This window comes from Desulfosporosinus hippei DSM 8344 (genome assembly GCF_900100785.1).
Taxonomy (GTDB): Bacteria; Bacillota; Desulfitobacteriia; order Desulfitobacteriales; family Desulfitobacteriaceae; genus Desulfosporosinus; species Desulfosporosinus hippei.
The window spans coordinates 95,843-113,870 of sequence record NZ_FNCP01000015.1 but is presented as its reverse complement, the minus strand read 5'-3'; the positions used below and the strand labels follow the sequence as shown (position 1 = coordinate 113,870).

Sequence of the window (18,028 nt, the reverse complement as noted above, 5' to 3'; positions counted from 1 at the left end):
CATGTATGGAAGGGCGAGTTTGAATCTGCTTAGGGCTAAAATAATTTACTAGCTTTTTATTTCACCCCTTCATACTCAAATATGCGGAAGAACCTCAATTTAGTCCGGATTATTCAAAATTCTGTAGTGTCGCCTCTCAGCCTGGATTAGTAAAAAGGCCTCGGCAGTATACTACCTGGCCTTTTCGTGCACTGTATTAAACAAAAACTTTTTGCTTATCTAGCTATCTATTTGTCTTTAAAATAATTAGATATAATCTGGGATACCTTCTTTAATGTTGAAACTTCCTTACTATCTGAGACAATCTTTTCTTTCATTTGTTGGTATAACCTTACAATACTCTCACCGTACCCATCCCCGGGTACGGCCCAGCGACCATTGAGATCCTCCCAGTTTTGACAACTTCCTCTCGTTACTAAGCCAAAGCGAGGATCTACTATTTGAACATCACTCGGTAAGTGCCCTGTTGAAGCATATGCATAAAGATGCTCTAAGTGGGCCAACACCCCTTCTTCTTGTGAAGAAAATATTGCGCCTGAAACTCCATTTCCAACTGCTCCAATACCACCAAAGTTATTTTGCTCAGGCTTTACAATCCCACCGAATTTAAGGTAACCGGTTTCTTTTATCATTTGGGCTACTGCATAACCCCATCTTATACCGAGTATCTCACCATTCTTCTTGTAGAAGGGAATTATATCAGGGGCTTCTGTATTATATACTAACAAAAATTGTTTACACTGCTCAACAGTTATGGATTCTTCACCCATAATTGGACAATTCCCTCAATAGTCTGACCACTATCTACAGCTCTTTTTACTTCACTGATAGCACGGTCTTGAGTACTTAACGCCATTGTCTGCTTACCATCTAAAATTACACGGTACAAAAGATCAGGCATTGGTTGTGAGGTAATTCGGTCTTTATAGATAATACCAAAATAATCACAAATTCCTTTGGCATGAGCTACAGCCAGTGCCTGACGAAAACTGGTTTCTTTCAACTTCTCTACATCGTCAACCTTATCAATAAACCCATTTTCCGTCAAAATAGCCGGCATACTCGTTTCTCTAAGCACCATTACATTTTGCGTTTTAACCCCGCGATTTCTCCATTCTCCTACCTGGACAAGATACGGCAACACCTTATAGGCTGCAATTTCAGCTCTTCCGCCAGTGCCAATAACGAGAACCTCTACACCTGTACCCCCGCCAGCATTTATATGGATCGAAATAAATAAATCTACTTTCTCTGATTCTGCACTCGCAACTCTAGCAGCCAAATCCCGTCTTTGATCATTTTCGTAATATCCGGCAGCATAATCTCCGTCACGTGTTAGTATGACACTTATACCATTGTACTCGAGTAAAGGCTTTAGTTTAAGACAAATGTCCAACGTTAAATCTTTTTCCTTTATCCCATTTCCTACAGCACCTGGATCGTATCCGCCATGCCCTGGATCGATACATACTTTCACTTCAAAACCCTCCCTTTTTAGTCTATTTAGGAGCGGTGTATGAAGTTACTCTTTGGTTAACCCTGTATACATTTGTAAACTTATTTGATTTAAACATGCTATCTGTCTGTAAAAAGAGAGATCTCACTGGCTTTGAGACTTTACTAATGGTTTATATTTGTATTGTAAACTTAAAAATGGATATGATAATGATTCAATTTCTCTTCTGTAACTCAAACATTCATTCAAAGACAATCGTCATTTTTACTTTTAGCAGTAAAAAAGAAGACTAGCTATTTATTCTAACGAAAGGAAGTTGTAAATACCATGAGCATTGGATATGCCTCTTTAACAACCGGAGTACCCGATACCAAAATCAAAAGTTGTATACTTAAAAATGCAAGTTACAATAAATTATTAGGGTTAATTGACCACAATTTAAAGTCTCTAGAAACAATGATTGATTATAATATTGAAAATAGTATTGCATTATTTAGAATTAGTTCAGATCTAATACCCTTTGGTTCTAGTCCTGTAAATAATTTACTTTGGTGGGAGATTTTCTGCGATCGAATTCACCAAATTGGAGAGAAAATAAAAAATAGCGGAATGAGAGTTTCTATGCATCCAGGCTATACTATTTTGAACTCGCCTAATGAGGTAGTTGTAACCAGAACCATCGAAGATTTAAATTATCACAACAGAGTACTAGATAGCTTAGGTGTAAATTCAATGCATAAAATCGTCTTGCATATCGGAGGTGTTTATAACGATAAAAAACTGGCCACAAAAAGGTTCATTGATAATTATTGGCGATTGAGTGATTCAGTCAGACAACGTATCGTATTGGAGAATGACGATAAGTCTTATAATATCCATGATGTATTGGAAATAGGAGCTAGACTTAATACCCCAGTGATTTTCGATAATCTCCATCATCAGATTAATTGTTTCAACGATCAATTTGATGATTACTATTGGATTAACACTTGTCGAAAAACATGGCAGGAAAAAGATGGATATCAAAAAATCCATTATTCCCAGCAGCACCCGCTTAAGAAGCCCGGATCCCATTCTATCACCATCGGCATCGGAGAATTTATGCGTTTTTATCAAAATTTAGAAAGAAAAGATCTTGATATAATGCTCGAAGTCAAAGATAAAAATCTTTCTGCTCTAAAATGCATCCATTGTTTGTTTCCTACAAATAAAGCCTCTATCTTAGAACGCGAATGGATAAAATACAAGTATATGGTACTGGAAAAATCGCCCGACATTTTTGATAAAATCCAACACTCATTGAGGAGCCCCAGGGAATATCCAATTATTTCTTTTTATACAGATATTGAAGCTGCCTTGCAAAACGAGTACGTAATTGAAAACTCCTTAAATGCAGCAACTCATATTTGGGAGTTCTTAAACTCTATTTCAACTGAAAAAGATAATAGTTCTTTTTCTAAAGTCCTTAAGTCTTTCAAACTAGGTAAAACCTCATTAACAACAATCAAAAATTTTTTATGGAGATTTGCTGTTAAATACGAAGACGAGTCGATATTAGGCTCATATTACTTTATCCAATAACCTAAACAATTAGCTCTAAAAGAAAAATCCCGCACTATTTGCGAGATTGTTTTTTCTACAAGATTATTGGCGAATCTCCATTACCATCAATCCGGATGTGGAAATCGAACTGAAAAGGTAGTCCCATCAGGGCCAGTCTTTACATCTATAAGCGCATTATGTTTATCTGCAATGCTATAACACATTGGTACACCTAAGCCTGTTCCGTTTTCCTTTGTCGTGAAAAACGGGGTGCCTAGTTTAAGTAAATTCTCAGTATCAATGCCTTTTCCTTCATCCCTAACACTAAGAACTATATATCGCCCATCTATAAATGTATTAATTGTTAGACATCCATCTTCACGCATCGCATCAAGACCGTTACGGGCTAAGTTTAAAACAAGCTGAGTGATTTCATTGGGATCAATATCAAGTTCAGCAATATCTCCGGGTTCAAAAACACACTTCTTTCCTTGGCTGTAAGCGTCCGCTTGCAACAATGGATAGAGATTTTCTAAAAGTTTATTTAAACATTGTCGTGTAAATTCTGATGGCTTATTCTTGGCAAGAGACAAAAAATCGCTGATTATTAAGTTAGCCCTATCAAGCTCTTCTATCATTAGGTCAAAATAGCTCTTATATGTATGCAAATCCTCTTTATTCTGAAGCATTTGAAGGAAACCCCTTATTGTCGTCAATGGGTTACGTACCTCGTGTCCAAGTCCTGCAGCTAGTTGTCCAATTACGTTAAACCTTTCCAGCTTAGCAGCTTCCTGTTCAAGTACTACTAATTTCTGCTCGATTTCTGCACGTTTTTTAAACTCTATTTTTAGTTCTTCAGTTCTCCTCTCTAATACCTCTTTTAAGTTAATACGATCTTCCTTTAACTTAATTAACTCTCTCCTCATATTGACAAAGTATTCCCAATCTTCCACACTATAAAATTTGGCTGATATCAATCGTAAAACCCCATTCTTTTTCAGTCCAACCTTAAACAATTGTCTTTGCCAACAACCAAGAGATTCTTAGTTCGCTCTATTATTAGCTCCTGTCCTTCTCTCAATCTTTTTCTACCATATTTTTATTTCCATAACCGAATATTTATGTATAACTACTTCTACAAAAATAAGGTAAATCCTTCAATTCACATCTCTATTGCATCTTCTGGGCACATACCTTTTGTCAAGTAAAAAAGGTCTGTGTTTTAATCAAAATATTTTTTGCCCTTCCTCAATCTCTAAAAAACTTAAATTTAAAAGATGCTCAGTAAAGAACATACTCGTACATGCTGAATAAACTAAATCAAGAACTTTAGTAATCTTTAATTGGTGGTGAAGTTAATGATTATTGTTATTATAATTTTACTGTTATTAGGTTATTTGTTCTTTAATAAATCTCCAGAAGCCACTTAAATTTTTTGCCTAGGTGATTTACCTAGGCTTTTTATTACAATATATTGAGAGTCTCCTGCCAATGTTTGCTTATCCATCCATTAACTCATTAATTACTTATCTTCTATTCTCATGATTATTCCTTGGTACCTATCTAAGATAGAATGCAACTCATGGCACGCAGCAACGACTTCTGGATCCGTATAGGACTTATCCTCTTGAATCCTGATCGTTCTTGAACGCAGTTCTTCGATTCGGTTTACTATTTCATCCAAATTAGACACAAGCATCCCTCCAATCGTCTTGGTTATTTAGTATGCCCATGTATAAGTATAAATGGCGAAACCAAAAAGGAGAGCCTTACGCTCTCCTTTTGTAACATCTTTGCCATTTCTTTCTTTGGAATAAGTAAAACTTGTTAATCAATAGGTCAAGCCTTTGACTTACCATTACCACACGGGGATCTGTGAGGTCTTTATCTAAAGCAATCTGTTGCATTTCTAATCTCAATGCTTCTATTTGTTCTAAGACTTTAAGTTTCATCCTAGGCACCTCCTTAGCAATTGCGCACTTGGAATATTTTAGTACGTTGTATCAGTAAAATCAATAGGCCTAAAGGGCAAGGTTGTGTCGAAAAAGAGGTTATAATACTCATCTCCCCAAGAACATCCAATAGACATGCTACATAGTATAAACTAGGAACCTTCTCAATCTTTCTTCTTATGCGATTCTAAATGAGGAGGTGAAGTATATGATTTTTATTGCACTGATAATAATTATTATTTTACTGCTATTAATTATTGGTCAATTACAGAGGCTTCGGAGACCGATTTTCCACCCGCAACCACCGGCTTGTCGCAGATTACTTTTTTAACAGTTTAGCCTAGGTGTTTCACCTAGGCTTTCTATTTATCCATACGTTGCATAAGTTCCCACAGAAATGCCTCTAGGAAATAATTTACATCAAACTGACATACAGCCAATTAAAATCTATACTAAGAAATCCCTCACAACACAAAAACACCGCAATCACTTGCGGTGTCTAAGTTTCCTATGGAGCCAATGGTCGGAATCGAACCGACGACCTGCTCATTACGAGTGAGCTGCTCTACCCCTGAGCCACATTGGCATTTTACGGACGATAGTAATCTTACTTTATTTTAATCGTTTCGTCAATATTATTTTAACTAATATTCAGCGAAATTTGAGTTTATTTCTCACTTTTTGGAAATAATACCCTTCCAAGGAGGATACACCATGTTAAGTCGCCGCGACTTTTTAAAACTAGTTGTTAAAGGAGCTGTACTGGGCAACTTTTCCCAACTCATTACCCCTCCTCTTGCCAAAGCAGTAGCAGCAGGTGAGGTACATAAGCTTCCCGTAGTCATGATTGAGACCGGCACCTGTACAGGAGACAGTATTTCCCTAGATAATATTTGGACACCAACCTTTTCAGATATTCTCACAAACATACTTGATTGGCGTTATGATTGGATTATGAACCAAGTACAAGGTCAGGAGGCCTACGGCATTCTTCAAGAAACCTATGAAAAAATGCCGCATGAATATATTCTTATCGTTCAAGGATCAATGATTCAACGTGATAACGGGCATTATAATCATGTTGGTTATGAAAACGGAAAGTTAATTACTGGTATTGAGCTTGTTCGCAGGATTGGGCTTAAAGCAAAATACGTTGTGGCCATCGGTAGCTGCGCTACCTATGGAGGCCCAGTTTCCGGTTATCCCAATCCTACCCAGTCAACTGGAGTTCAGAACATCCTACCCGAACGAAGGGTTATTAATGTTTCCGGGTGTCCGGCACATCCAGACTGGATCGTGGGAACCTTACTCCATTTGGCCTTATACGGTGAACCAGAACTTGAAAAGTTCGGCCGTCCGAAGCTGTTTTACGGTGAAACCGTCCATAACCGCTGCCCTCGCAGGCGTTTTTATGACCAGGGCATTTTTGCGACGGCTATTGGACAAAAGGAATGTCTCTTTCGTATTGGCTGTAAGGGACCGGTTACCTATTCTGATTGTCCAATTCGACGTTGGAACGACCGCTACAATTGGCCAATTGGATGTAATACACCATGTATTGGCTGTACCGAACCCGGTTATCCTGATCTAATGTCCCCATTTACATCTCATTTTCCTGACATTCCTTTTCCTGGAGGAACAAAGGTTAATACAGACTCTTTCGGGCTTGGGGTTCTAGGATTAACTTCCGTGGCTATTACAGGGCATGTCGTAACCTCTCTTTACAAAGGGCGCATTCAGAAGAATTTACTTAAAACCTCTGCCAAAACTAATCATCGCCCCGCTCTGAAAAAGGCCCAAGCCTTTCACAAGTATTGGCTTAAAAAAACTAACAAAATATAATAGGAGTGACTACTCTGGAGAAAAGAGTTATTTTTCCGATGAGCCGCATTCACAATCCAATGCTCGTTGAAGCTTGGCTCGAAGGCGACGAAATCAAAGATGCCTACATTTCCGATACCCTATATCGAGGATTTGAACAAATCCTTGTTGGTCGTTCGGCTTTTGACATGCCCTATTATACCCAACGCATCTGTGGAATTTGCTCTTCGGCTCATGCTCTGACAGCGGCACTAGCTGTTGAACAAGCCTTAGGAATGCACATTCCACCTAATGGACTCTTACTTCGAAATCTCATACTGGCTAGTGATTTTATCCAGAACCATCTCCGTCACATCTATCTATACTCATTTCCGGATTATTTCCGGGGACCCGATATTGCTCCATTTATTCCCCATTCAGAGTTTGACCTGCGACTATCCGCTAAGGAAGAAAGTACTATGATAGAGCACTATTTTAAATGCTTTGAAATATCTCGAATTGCTCATTCGGCGTTTGCAGTTTTCGGAGGAAAGGCCCCCCACGGTCATGGTATTGTTCTAGGTGGAGTTAGTATGGAAGTTGATGCTGATAAAGTAAACCGCTATAGAGGGTACATGATGGAAATCCTCGGCTTTATTGACGACTTTCTATTGCCCGATATTAATCTCATCAAAGAGCGTTATCCCGACTATATTCAACTCGGCAACGGTATAGGAAACTATATGTCCGTCGGTGGTTTCTCAAATCCTGAAGGAAGCACCCTTTTTTCGCAAGGAGTCCTTCTCCAAGGTAAACGTGAGAGTTATGATGAACGTCATGTTACTGAAGATGTGACAAACGCTTGGTACAAACCCCATGGCCCCCTGCATCCAATGGAAGAGGATACAATACCGGATCGAAGTCAGGCAAAAGGATATACCTGGGTCAAATCCCCTCGTTACCGTGGCAAACCCGTAGAAGTCGGCCCCTTAGCTCGGGCTATCATCAATAAGGAAGAAACCCTAGGCACCGGAACAATAGGGCGGATATGGGCAAGGGCACTTGAATTAAAAAAATTAGCCAAATCTACGTTGGACTGGCTTAATCGCCTTGAACCCGGAGCAGATACTCTTGACCTAAAAATGGAGCAAGACTCCGGGGTAGGGATCGGGCTGCATGAAGCAATGAGGGGTTCGTTAGGACATTGGGTTTCTATTGAAAACTCTCGAGTTAAACATTATCAAATTGTTACACCTTCTGCCTTTAACTTTGGAGCACGTGATAACACAGGGACCCGTAGTGTAGGAGAGTCCTCAATCCTGGGTTTAAAAATCAAATCCAAGGATCTAAAAGAAGTCGGCCGAGTAATTCGTTCCTTTGACCCCTGCTTTTCCTGTAGTGTCCACATAATCGACGGTGACAAAATTCGGGCCCTAAAAATCGAAGTTTAAACTTGGTTCCGAGTCTTAGTACTAAAGTATTGTGCAAAATATCCCGCTAAGATTTTCGTGTTTGATTATCTCACGCGAATATACACAAAGAAAGAGATGTATGTATAAGGGTAAAGGTAATAACATGAAGCACTCTGTCAAATTAAGAAAGCCCCTCCTAAAACAGCTCAAAGCTGATAATCTGAAGGGAAGGATTATCCAGTCGCAGCCAATTTGGGTAAGAATTTTTCATTGGGGATTTGCAATCAGTCTAGTTGTGATAATTTCAACTGGCCTGCAGCTCCACAAACCTGCTCACTTTTTAGCCTTAAACTTCAGTAAAGTCTTAGTAGCACATATAGTCTTTAGCTGGTTTGCTTTAGGTTTTTTAGTCCTTCGTTTTACAGACGCCCTGATACGTAAAGATGATTCTCTAATTCCCAAAATTCGAGACCTAAAACATTTCCCCAAACTTATGGCCTATTACTTCTTCCTTCGTTCTTCTCCTCCACCTGCTAGAAAATATAATAGCGGGCAATTATTAATCTACTTCAGCTGGTTTCTTGTTTTCTTATTAGCAAGTTTTCTCGGTTTAGCTTCCTATTGGCAAGGAGAACATCTTATCTGGGTTTGGCATTTAGTTGGTGGTTTTCAGATGATCCGCTGGATTAAGTTTATAATAAGTATCTACTTCTTAGCGACAATTCCTGTTCACATATACCTAAGTCTTACTGAAGATATCAGTCGTCTTCAGGCTATGGTCACCGGTTATGAAAGAAAGCCTCCTATGAAAAACGAAAGTAAAAATTTTCCTCGAATAAAATGATACTTTTTGCTTTAACTTTGGGTATAATGGGGGGTAGAGTTTTATACATGAAAGGGACGATTCGCTTTGGCATTACATATTCATTTTGTCGGAATTAAAGGAACGGGAATGAGCGCTTTAGCTCAAATCAGCAATCAAATTGAAGGTGCAACTATAACAGGATCAGACGTTGAGGAAAGCTTTTATACAGATAGTGTCCTTAAACGTGCCAATATTCCGGTTTTAGGATTTTCTTCCGCCAATGTTGAGAACGTAGATTTAGTTGTCGCTTCCGCAGCTTATACTAATCAGCATCCGGAGATTGCTCGAGCCCTTGATCTGAATATCCCAGTCTTAAGTTATCCCCAATATCTTGGGCGTTTACTCGCCCAAAAAAGAAGTATTTGCGTAACTGGTACCCACGGCAAAACCACGACAACGGCTATGATGGGACTTGTTTTACTCCAAGCCGGATTAGACCCCACGATTGTTGTCGGTAGTGATGTCCCCAGTATCGGTGGAAATGCCCATAGCGGAAAAGGAGAATTCTTCTTAGCGGAATCTTGTGAATATCGACGTCATTTCCTCAATTATTCCCCGGAACATTTAATCATTACTAACATAGAATTTGATCACCCTGACTATTTCAAAGATCTTGACGATGTTATCTCCGCCTTTAGTGAATTAGCTCTAAAAGTACCCGCCCACGGACGCATTTACGTTTGGGATGAGGATCCAAACCGAAAGTCTATCCAGTCCGACGCACCAATAACAACCTTTGGGCTTTCAGAATCTGCCGATATTAGGGCCACAGAGATTATCTTTAAAGATGAGAAGAGCTCAATGAAAATCTTGTTTAAAGGACAATATGTTGGGGATCTTGATCTTCACGTCGCAGGAAAGCACAATATTGTTAATGCTTTAGCTACAATTGCCTTATGTCACCAGCTTGGCATTCCTATGAATGACATCCTATCAAGCCTGGGCCAATTCAATGGAACCAAACGTCGCTTTGAACACATTGGCTGCAACACAAATGGAGCATTAATTGTTGATGACTACGCTCATCATCCAACTGAAATCCGTACCACCCTAGAAGGCGCTCGACTTTCATTCCCTGATCGCCGTATTCGTGCTATTTTTCAGCCCCATACTTTTAGCCGAACAGAAAAACTCTTACTTGAATTCTCACAAGCTTTTCAGAGTGCAGACGAAGTTGTGATTGCAGACATTTTCGCATCCGCTCGAGAACTTGAACATCACACTGTATCTGCTCCAAATCTTGCCGAGATGATTTTGCAGCAAGGTATTCAAGCACGTTACATAGGAACTCTTGATGATATTAAACTCTATCTCAATCAGACTCTTGCACCCGAGGATCTTGTCCTCACTTTAGGAGCGGGAGATATTTACAAAGTGGGGTTGGAAATAGTTAGTTAAGTATCTTAACTCGAAATAAGATTAAAGCCTTTCACAACACTAGTTTCGATATGCTCTCTATAGGCAGCAGGTTTTCTAATACCTGGTTACCTTAAGAAGCATATTAAATAAGGTTGTGAAAGGCCTTTATTTTTGTTTTAATGACTAACGATTTAAATTATGTATTCCTTTAACTATCTCTTCCCAGCTATGGCAACGGATAATCCCACGAGGAGTATCCTCTTGATTATAGCTGGCATCTAAAAGGAATACTGGCACTCCGCATTCTGCGATTAGTTTAGCATTTACCTGATAATCCTCGATGAAAGCCTCAATTCCCCATTCCTTAACAAAACCCACTTTGCTGCCAAACCCCGAAAATAGCATTTTTTTGTAGTAGATTTTATTATGAGCAAACCAACGTTCTGTTAGCCCCTGTTGTTCCTGTGTACGAGCAGTGACATAAATAATCTCATGTCCTTCTTGCAACAGAGTTTCTATCCCCTCTTTTGCACCGGGTATGGGCTTAGGCATCATGAGCAAGCGTTCGATGTTGGTCTCAAAAAAATTGTTCATATCCTCGGTAGTTACTTCAAAAGAAATATGCATATTATAGTCGTCAAGGCACGCTATATTTTTGCCATAGTGACAGTTCAGTTCCTGTAACCAGAAAGGGTAACTGTCGGATACTACCCCATCAATATCTATTCCAATTCTCACCTTAATCTAACCTCTCAAGTTTAGGGAGTTCGAAGCTTGGTGGCATTTGACGTTTGTGTTCGCTCTGACGATGGAGTGACTCTACACGCTCTCGTACTTCAGGGGGAACCTCTTCCCCTAGCAGGTACCGGTCTATCTGATCATAGGTAATTCCTAGTTCAGATTCATCTGTCTGACCCGGCCAAAGCCCTGCAGTTGGTACACGGGAAGCGATTCTCATGGGCAGTCCTAGCATCCTCGCCCATGCTCGAACTTCTGTTTTGGTAAGAGAACTAATCGGTAAAAGATCTACACCACCGTCACCGTATTTGGTAAAATACCCGGTATAGCTCTCAGGGGCATTATCTGTTCCTACAACTAAATAATTCATGGCGTTGGCCACGGCATACAAGGTGGACATACGCAACCGAGCCTTTAGATTTCCTTGGCTCATTTTTTCTGCGACTAAACTGCACCCTATACTTTCCAGGCCCTTCTTTACTTGTCCCATAACCTGTGTGTGGGCACCACTTAGATTCACTTCTAAGGTTCTTATTTCAAAACCCTCGGCAATCCATAAAGCATCCTCAACATCTTCGGGATCTGAATGGCTAGGCATAATGACTCCGATGCATTTTCCGGGAAAAGCCTGACTACATAGCCCAGTGACTACTGCTGAATCGACTCCTCCTGAGATGCCCACCACTACTCCCTCTGCCTTTGCTTCGGCAACTTTTTTGCGCAGCCATTCCACCGTTTGATCAATTCGTTGTGATAATTCTTCATCTGTCCACATTTTTTACTCCACTCCTTGCTTGCTTTTGATATCATTGTTAATCGTTAAGAGTAACTGTTGTTTTAATTCAAAGAGATTCGCTGATAAATCCACGATATAATTGTGTGGGTTCGTCAATCTCTTGACCTCATCCCAGAAGGTTTCTAATTCTTTATGGGCATAAAGTTGGATGTCCTTAAGCTTAGGTAAATCATAGACTCGTTTTCCATCTCTGAATATAGGAACTAATAGTTCCCTAGTTCTGAAATTCGTTAAAGTTTTTCTCTTCCACGTCTGTATTGGATCAAATATCGTCAGCGCTTTTCCTTCTTCGAAAACTTCGTCTTCGAGGGCAATAAGATCAGCCATAGTTTTTCCAGCCCTATCGTAGAAACGCACCACTTTTTTAATTCCAGGGTTTGTTATCTTGGCGATATTTTCCGAGACCTTTAAACGAGGATGAAAGACACCCTGTTCCCCCTCCGCAGCTAACTTGTAAACCCCACCTAATGAAGGATTATTCTTAGATGTAATAAGATTTGTTCCGACACCCCAAGAATTAATTGCAGCCCCCTGTGCCCTTATTGCAAAGATAGTTTCTTCGTCTAAATCATTTGAAGCAACAATAATAGCCTTCTTCAGCCCGGCTTCATCAAGCATGCGCCGGGCTTCTTTGGACAAATAGGTTAAATCTCCACTGTCAAGACGAATGCCAAGAAACTGATGTCCCTCGGCTTCTAGTTCAAGCCCTACTTTGATAGCATTAGGGACACCTGATTTAAGAACATTATATGTATCCACAAGCAATAAACACATGTCAGGAAAACTATGCGCATATGCTCGGAAGGCATCCAACTCTGACGGAAAGCATTGAATCCAACTATGGGCTTGTGTCCCTGCAACAGGGATACCATAACGCTTGCCGGCTAAGACATTAGACGTGGACTGACATCCACCAATATAAGCTGCCCTGGCTCCTAGGATACCTGCATCTGGTCCCTGAGCTCTGCGCAAGCCAAATTCCATGACAGAGCCCCCACCGGCTGCGCTAACTACACGAGATGCTTTGGTAGCAATAAGTGTCTCAAAGTTAACAAGATTAAGTATGGTTGTCTCTAGAAGCTGAGTCTCAAAAATCCGTCCTTTAACACGTATTAGCGGTTCATAAGGAAAAACTGCAGTTCCCTCCGGAATGGCATCAATATCTCCCGTAAAACGGAAATTTCTCAGTTCCTTAATGAACTCTTCACTAAATATGTTCAGACTCCTCAAATATTCTAAATCATCCTCCTCAAAGCCTAGGTTTTCAATATAATCAACTACTTGTTCAAGCCCTGCCGCCAGAGCATACCCTCCCTTAAAAGGCAGGGAACGAAAGTAGACATCAAATACTGCCTCCTTATTCTGATAACCATTTACTAAATAACCCTGCATCATTGTAAGTTGATAAAGATCTGTTAGCATTGTTCGATTTTCCATTAATTATGCCTCGCTTTGTACTCTCACATAGTTCGATTATTTAAGCAATATATTTATTAGGATGCAATAGTCTTAATAAAATCATGCGTGAGAATTTCGACCTCTATGCAAGATTTTCCTGCTTTAGACTAAAAATTAAGAAAACATGGTGAAAATCTTATATGTTGTGCCTATTTAAAGTTAGCACTGAGCTCTCTATATTAGACCTAATGTCGGATTTTATCGAAACTCAAAAAAGTTATCCACAGACTAAGTTGATTTGTCCACCGGATATCCCTAACTTATCCACCTATAATTACGGCGTATTTAGACTTTATCCACAGCTTTATCCACACTATACACAGTTATTTCTCTCATCCTGTTGAAAACCCGAGGTTTTTATCCTTGGATAATGCTTAGTACAAACTTCTCTAAAACCCTATACCCGTATCTTTATTCCAGATAAGGACAGAATTCCAAATTTAACCTGATTATCACCGAACAGGTTCAACTAAATCATATTGCTCTTTTATTTTCGACATAATCTCTGATGTCCATGCAAAGTAACATAGGTTTAGTCATCTTATAGACTAAACCTATCCGAAATGTTTTCTTAAATTCTGTTTTAGACAATTCAGCTTTGATCATTCCATTGGCCTTCAGTGCTCGTAAGTGAACCCTTGGAAACTACTCTACCAAAGCAACTCATCTAAAGCTTGTCTACTAAGCCTAATTCCCTCAAAAACCGTTTCTGGTGAGGGTCCTCCCGTAATTTTTCGTGCTCTGACACAATGCTCGATTCCAATCGAGCTAAATAAATCCTCTTCAAAGATTGGCGAGATTGCCTGATAATCGCTTAAACTCAAGTCTTCAAGCCCAAGGCCTTCTTTGCTACAATGCAAAACTATTCGTCCAACAAATTCATGGGCTTCTCGGAAGGGCACTCCCTTTTTAGCCATATAATCCGCGAGATCGGTAGCATTTGTAAAGCCGCCTTTAGCCCCAAAAGCCATAATATCTCTATGTACTTGCATAGTTCTAAGCATAGGTTCTACTACCAATAAGCACTTTTGAATTGTATCCACAGCATCGAAGACAGCTTCCTTATCCTCTTGCATATCTTTGTTATAGGCGAGGGGAAGCCCTTTCATAACTGTCAAAAGTGCCATCAAATCACCATACACACGCCCGGTTTTTCCCCGCACTAATTCAGCAACATCTGGGTTTTTCTTTTGGGGCATAATGCTGGACCCTGTTGAGTATCCATCATCCATCGAGATAAACTGGAATTCTCCGCTGGACCAAATGACAAGCTCCTCACACAATCTGCTCAAATGCATCATAAGAATGGACGCATTAGCCAGAAATTCTAAAGCAAAATCTCGGTCGCTAACTCCATCAAGACTGTTTAATGTAACTCCATCCAATCCAAGTTCTACAGCTACTTGCTCTCGATCAAGAGGAAAGGTCGTTCCTGCCATCGCTCCCGAACCAAGTGGCGATATGTTTAGCCTCTTTCGAGTATCTTTAAGTCGTCCAAGATCTCGCAAAAACATTTGAACATACGCCATTAAATGGTGGGCCAGAGTAATTGGCTGTGCCTTTTGTAAATGAGTATATCCCGGCATCCATGTTTCCAGATGCTCCTCGGATAGCTTGAGCAGAGTTTGAGTTAACTGAGCTAGTAAAGACTTTGTTTGGTCAATCTCACTTTTCAAAAAAAGTCTTAAATCCAAAGCAACCTGATCATTCCGACTCCGTCCCGTGTGCAGCTTTTTTCCTACAGGTCCGATTCGCTCGGTTAATAGCTTTTCCACATTCATATGTATATCTTCTGCGCCAATTTCGAATTCCACTGTTCCGGCTTGAACATCTTTTAGAATCCCGTTTAATCCCTCGATTAATTGTGTTGCTTCCGCCTCAGAAATGACTGCTACTTTTCCAAGCATCCGAGCATGAGCTATGCTCCCTTGAATATCTTGTTTGTACAGTCGTTGATCGAAACGAATGGACGAGTGGAAATCCTCCACTAATCCCTCAGTGCCTTTTTCAAAACGTCCGCCCCAAAGCTTCACGTTACATCTCCCCTTCATCATCGATAGTCTATGGTTAATCTAACTACGAAAAGAAAGCGCCGGGTGCCGGCGCTTTTCTTCTCCTTATTTACGCAACCCTGATTCTTTTTCCATCAAAGCTCTTACCTTGAGAGGCAGTCCGAAGAGATTAATGAAGCCTCCGGCATCTTTTTGATCATAGACGCCGTCTTCTCCAAAGGTAGCAAAAGCTTCATTATAGAGGGAATAAGGTGACTTTACGCCTGCTAAGCTGCAATTTCCTTTGTATAATTTGACTCGCACAGTACCTGTCGCATTCTTCTGGGTTACATTAACGAATGCATCTAGGGCTTCTCGTAAGGGAGAATACCATACTCCATCATAAACAATTTCCGCATATTTTAAGGCAATTTGTTCTTTATAGTGAAGGGTTAAACGATCAAGGGTAAGCCGTTCTAAGGCCTGGTGAGCCATGTAGAGAATGGTTCCGCCGGGTGTTTCGTAAACACCACGGGATTTCATGCCTACGAGTCGGTTTTCAACCATATCTACAATTCCGACTCCGTTTTTCCCGCCTAGTTCATTCAACGTTTCCAATAAAGCAACCGGAGCAATTTTTTCACCATTCAAGGATGTCGGTACTCCTTGCTCAAACCCTAATTCTAAGTAGGTTGGCTCATCTGGGGCATCTTCTGGAGATACTCCTAGTAGATATAAGTCACGTTGGGGTTCATTCCAGGGATTTTCCAAATCCCCTCCCTCATGACTTAAATGCCAAATATTTCGATCCATGCTATAAGGACGATCTTTAGTGACTGGAACAGGGATTCCACGTGCTTGAGCATAGTCAATGCAATCTTCACGGGACTTTAGATTCCATAACCGCCAAGGCGCAATAATCTCTAAGTCCGGATTAAGTGCTTTGACACTCAGTTCAAATCGAACCTGATCATTGCCTTTTCCCGTTGCACCATGAGCAATTGCTACCGCACCTTCCTTTTCCGCAATTTCCACTAACCGACGAGCAATTAACGGACGCGCAAAGGATGTTCCTAAGAGATAACTTCCTTCATAGACGGCTCCAGCCTTAAGTGTCGGGAAAACAAACTCTGTAAGAAATTCCTGTCTCAGATCTTCTATATATAGTTTGCTCGCACCACTTTTTATCGCCTTTTCCTGTAAGGGTGCCAGCTCTTCCCCTTGTCCAAGGTCTGCAACCATAGCGATTACTTCATAACCATAGGTCTCCTTAAGCCAAGGAATAATAATGGAGGTGTCTAACCCACCAGAATACGCTAATACAACTTTTTTCATTTCCAATCTCCCTCTTTATCCAGTTTTCCAGACTTGACCAACCTCGGCGCCTGGTATCAGACGGCAGAACTTTCAAAAACAATATTGTACTAAGACAACATCGCCAATGGAGGCCTTTAGGACAACAGGACTGCGTATTTATTGTGTATAGTATACTACTATACTTTTAAGATTACACGCAAGTCCAAAAAATACTCTACCTAAGATAATTCATCAAGCCATAACTAATGCCATAACGGCTTTCTGAGCGTGAAGACGATTTTCGGCTTCATCAAACACAACCGACTGCGGTCCTTCAATGACATCCTCTGTAATCTCTTCTCCACGATGAGCAGGAAGACAATGTAAAACAATGGCTGATTGGTTAGCCAATTTCAGGGAGTCAGAATTGATCTGATAACCTTGGAAAGCTGCCATACGCACCTTGGACTCAGCCTCTTGACCCATACTTGCCCAAACGTCTGTGTATAGAACATCAGCACCTTTTACTGCCTCTGCTGGATCATCTACCACTTCTACTAAACCACCGTTGGCTTTGGCATCAGCCTGGGCCAGGGCAATAATCCCGGAATCCGGCTTGTAACCCTGAGGAGCAGCAATAACAACATGTAAACCCATTTTTGCGCCGCCAAACATCAGGGAATGAGCCATATTGTTTCCATCGCCTACATAAGCAAGTTTTAATCCGGCTAAGCGACCTTTATGCTCCTGTATCGTCATGAGATCCGCTAAGACCTGGCAAGGGTGAAGCAAATCTGTGAGTCCATTAATAATTGGAATCGAAGAGAATTCAGCCAATTCCAAGACCTCTTGGTGACTAAAGGTTCGAATCATAATACCATCAACCATCCGGGAAAGTACACGAGCTGTATCTGAGATAGGCTCCCCTCTGCCCAGTTGGATATCTCGTCCACTTAGAAAGAGGGCATGCCCTCCAAGCTGATACATACCGACCTCAAAAGAAACGCGAGTACGCGTAGATGACTTTGTAAAAACCATGCCCAGGGTCTTGCCCTGAAGAATCGGATGAGGACGTCCGGCTTTTTGATCCGCTTTAATGTCTTTAGCTACGTCTAAGATAAAACTTAATTCATCTTGACTAAAATCATGTAGGGAAATAAAGTCTCGTCCTTTAAACATTGATTTATCAATTGTATTCATTATACCCACTCCTTTGATGTGAATTATTATACACTTTAATGCATAATAATTCAATAGCCAAAATTAGATTTTCGTTCTTTCATAGATACCGTATAGTTTTAGGCAGGATATACAAGCTATTAGCGCGAAGATATTAAATCTTACGCATTGATTTGCTTATTTT

Annotated in this window: 16 protein-coding genes and 1 tRNA gene; 5 read left to right on the top strand and 12 right to left on the bottom strand. The window is 40.4% G+C overall.

Annotated elements, in window-relative coordinates; genetic code table 11:
• Positions 1-227 precede the first annotated feature (227 nt).
• Both BLS16_RS24310 and BLS16_RS24305 read right to left on the bottom strand, forming a co-directional pair.
• Positions 228-770, bottom strand: coding sequence for a glucosaminidase domain-containing protein (locus BLS16_RS24310; protein WP_242876291.1), 543 nt, complete (start codon positions 768-770; stop codon positions 228-230).
• A complete protein-coding gene (locus BLS16_RS24305; protein WP_242876290.1) occupies positions 752-1,477 on the bottom strand; it encodes an N-acetylmuramoyl-L-alanine amidase family protein in 726 nt (241 codons plus the stop codon). The genes BLS16_RS24310 and BLS16_RS24305 overlap by 19 nt, the downstream gene beginning before the upstream one ends.
• 306 nt (positions 1,478-1,783) lie before the next feature.
• On the opposite strand from BLS16_RS24305, the gene uvsE reads away from it, so the two are divergent.
• Complete coding sequence (gene uvsE / locus BLS16_RS13890; protein WP_092334126.1) at positions 1,784-3,037, top strand: UV DNA damage repair endonuclease UvsE; 1,254 nt, start codon at positions 1,784-1,786, stop codon at positions 3,035-3,037.
• A gap of 86 nt (positions 3,038-3,123) precedes the next feature.
• Here uvsE and BLS16_RS13885 read toward each other — a convergent pair whose 3' ends face one another.
• From BLS16_RS13885 to BLS16_RS13870, 4 genes are all read right to left on the bottom strand, one after another.
• Positions 3,124-3,924, bottom strand: coding sequence for an ATP-binding protein (locus tag BLS16_RS13885; protein ID WP_242876289.1), 801 nt, complete (start codon positions 3,922-3,924; stop codon positions 3,124-3,126).
• A 596-nt stretch (positions 3,925-4,520) separates the two neighbouring features.
• Positions 4,521-4,691 carry an aspartyl-phosphate phosphatase Spo0E family protein gene (locus BLS16_RS13880; protein WP_092334122.1) on the bottom strand — a complete coding sequence of 57 codons (171 nt, stop codon included), beginning with the start codon at positions 4,689-4,691 and terminating at the stop codon, positions 4,521-4,523.
• 76 nt (positions 4,692-4,767) lie between these two features.
• Positions 4,768-4,950 carry an aspartyl-phosphate phosphatase Spo0E family protein gene (locus tag BLS16_RS13875; RefSeq protein WP_034598154.1) on the bottom strand — a complete coding sequence of 61 codons (183 nt, stop codon included), beginning with the start codon at positions 4,948-4,950 and terminating at the stop codon, positions 4,768-4,770.
• Between the two features lie 511 nt (positions 4,951-5,461).
• Positions 5,462-5,536, bottom strand: a tRNA-Thr gene (locus BLS16_RS13870).
• Positions 5,537-5,664: 128 nt separating this feature from the next.
• Between BLS16_RS13870 and BLS16_RS13865 the strand changes: the two genes are divergently transcribed.
• From BLS16_RS13865 to murC, 4 genes are all read left to right on the top strand, one after another.
• Positions 5,665-6,792, top strand: a complete 1,128-nt coding sequence (locus BLS16_RS13865) for a hydrogenase small subunit (RefSeq protein ID WP_092334120.1) — start codon at positions 5,665-5,667, stop codon at positions 6,790-6,792.
• 5 nt (positions 6,793-6,797) lie between these two features.
• A complete protein-coding gene (locus BLS16_RS13860; RefSeq protein WP_176786171.1) occupies positions 6,798-8,201 on the top strand; it encodes a nickel-dependent hydrogenase large subunit in 1,404 nt (467 codons plus the stop codon).
• Positions 8,202-8,325: 124 nt separating this feature from the next.
• Entirely contained in the window at positions 8,326-9,006 is a 681-nt protein-coding gene (locus tag BLS16_RS13855) for a cytochrome b/b6 domain-containing protein (RefSeq protein WP_092334136.1), read from the top strand.
• Positions 9,007-9,072: 66 nt separating this feature from the next.
• Entirely contained in the window at positions 9,073-10,425 is a 1,353-nt protein-coding gene (gene murC, locus BLS16_RS13850) for a UDP-N-acetylmuramate--L-alanine ligase (protein WP_092334116.1), read from the top strand.
• A gap of 144 nt (positions 10,426-10,569) precedes the next feature.
• On the opposite strand, the gene BLS16_RS13845 is transcribed toward murC, so the two are convergent.
• From BLS16_RS13845 to argF, 6 genes are all read right to left on the bottom strand, one after another.
• Positions 10,570-11,124: a 5' nucleotidase, NT5C type gene (locus BLS16_RS13845; protein WP_092334114.1), complete on the bottom strand. Its 555-nt coding sequence runs from the start codon at positions 11,122-11,124 to the stop codon at positions 10,570-10,572.
• Between the two features lies 1 nt (position 11,125).
• Positions 11,126-11,899: an NAD(+) synthase gene (gene nadE / locus BLS16_RS13840; RefSeq protein ID WP_092334112.1), complete on the bottom strand. Its 774-nt coding sequence runs from the start codon at positions 11,897-11,899 to the stop codon at positions 11,126-11,128.
• Positions 11,900-11,902: 3 nt separating this feature from the next.
• Entirely contained in the window at positions 11,903-13,357 is a 1,455-nt protein-coding gene (locus BLS16_RS13835; protein WP_092334110.1) for a nicotinate phosphoribosyltransferase, read from the bottom strand.
• A 671-nt stretch (positions 13,358-14,028) separates the two neighbouring features.
• Complete coding sequence (gene argH, locus BLS16_RS13830) at positions 14,029-15,411, bottom strand: argininosuccinate lyase (RefSeq protein ID WP_092334108.1); 1,383 nt, start codon at positions 15,409-15,411, stop codon at positions 14,029-14,031.
• Positions 15,412-15,495: 84 nt separating this feature from the next.
• Positions 15,496-16,704 (bottom strand): argininosuccinate synthase, encoded by a 1,209-nt coding sequence (locus BLS16_RS13825; protein ID WP_014901280.1) that lies wholly within the window; start codon positions 16,702-16,704, stop codon positions 15,496-15,498.
• Positions 16,705-16,917: 213 nt separating this feature from the next.
• Positions 16,918-17,865, bottom strand: a complete 948-nt coding sequence (argF, locus tag BLS16_RS13820) for an ornithine carbamoyltransferase (protein ID WP_092334106.1) — start codon at positions 17,863-17,865, stop codon at positions 16,918-16,920.
• Positions 17,866-18,028: the final 163 nt, after the last annotated feature.

Excerpts from the sequence above, each read along its gene's own strand:
- BLS16_RS24310 (WP_242876291.1), bottom strand. The coding sequence starts at position 770 with ATGGGTGAAGAATCCATAACTGTTGAGCAGTGTAAACAATTTTTGTTA.
- uvsE (WP_092334126.1), top strand. The coding sequence starts at position 1,784 with ATGAGCATTGGATATGCCTCTTTAACAACCGGAGTACCCGATACCAAA.
- BLS16_RS13885 (WP_242876289.1), bottom strand. The coding sequence starts at position 3,924 with ATGAGGAGAGAGTTAATTAAGTTAAAGGAAGATCGTATTAACTTAAAA.
- BLS16_RS13875 (WP_034598154.1), bottom strand. The coding sequence starts at position 4,950 with ATGAAACTTAAAGTCTTAGAACAAATAGAAGCATTGAGATTAGAAATG.
- BLS16_RS13865 (WP_092334120.1), top strand. The coding sequence starts at position 5,665 with ATGTTAAGTCGCCGCGACTTTTTAAAACTAGTTGTTAAAGGAGCTGTA.
- BLS16_RS13855 (WP_092334136.1), top strand. The coding sequence starts at position 8,326 with ATGAAGCACTCTGTCAAATTAAGAAAGCCCCTCCTAAAACAGCTCAAA.
- nadE (WP_092334112.1), bottom strand. The coding sequence starts at position 11,899 with ATGTGGACAGATGAAGAATTATCACAACGAATTGATCAAACGGTGGAA.
- BLS16_RS13835 (WP_092334110.1), bottom strand. The coding sequence starts at position 13,357 with ATGGAAAATCGAACAATGCTAACAGATCTTTATCAACTTACAATGATG.
- BLS16_RS13825 (WP_014901280.1), bottom strand. The coding sequence starts at position 16,704 with ATGAAAAAAGTTGTATTAGCGTATTCTGGTGGGTTAGACACCTCCATT.
- argF (WP_092334106.1), bottom strand. The coding sequence starts at position 17,865 with ATGAATACAATTGATAAATCAATGTTTAAAGGACGAGACTTTATTTCC.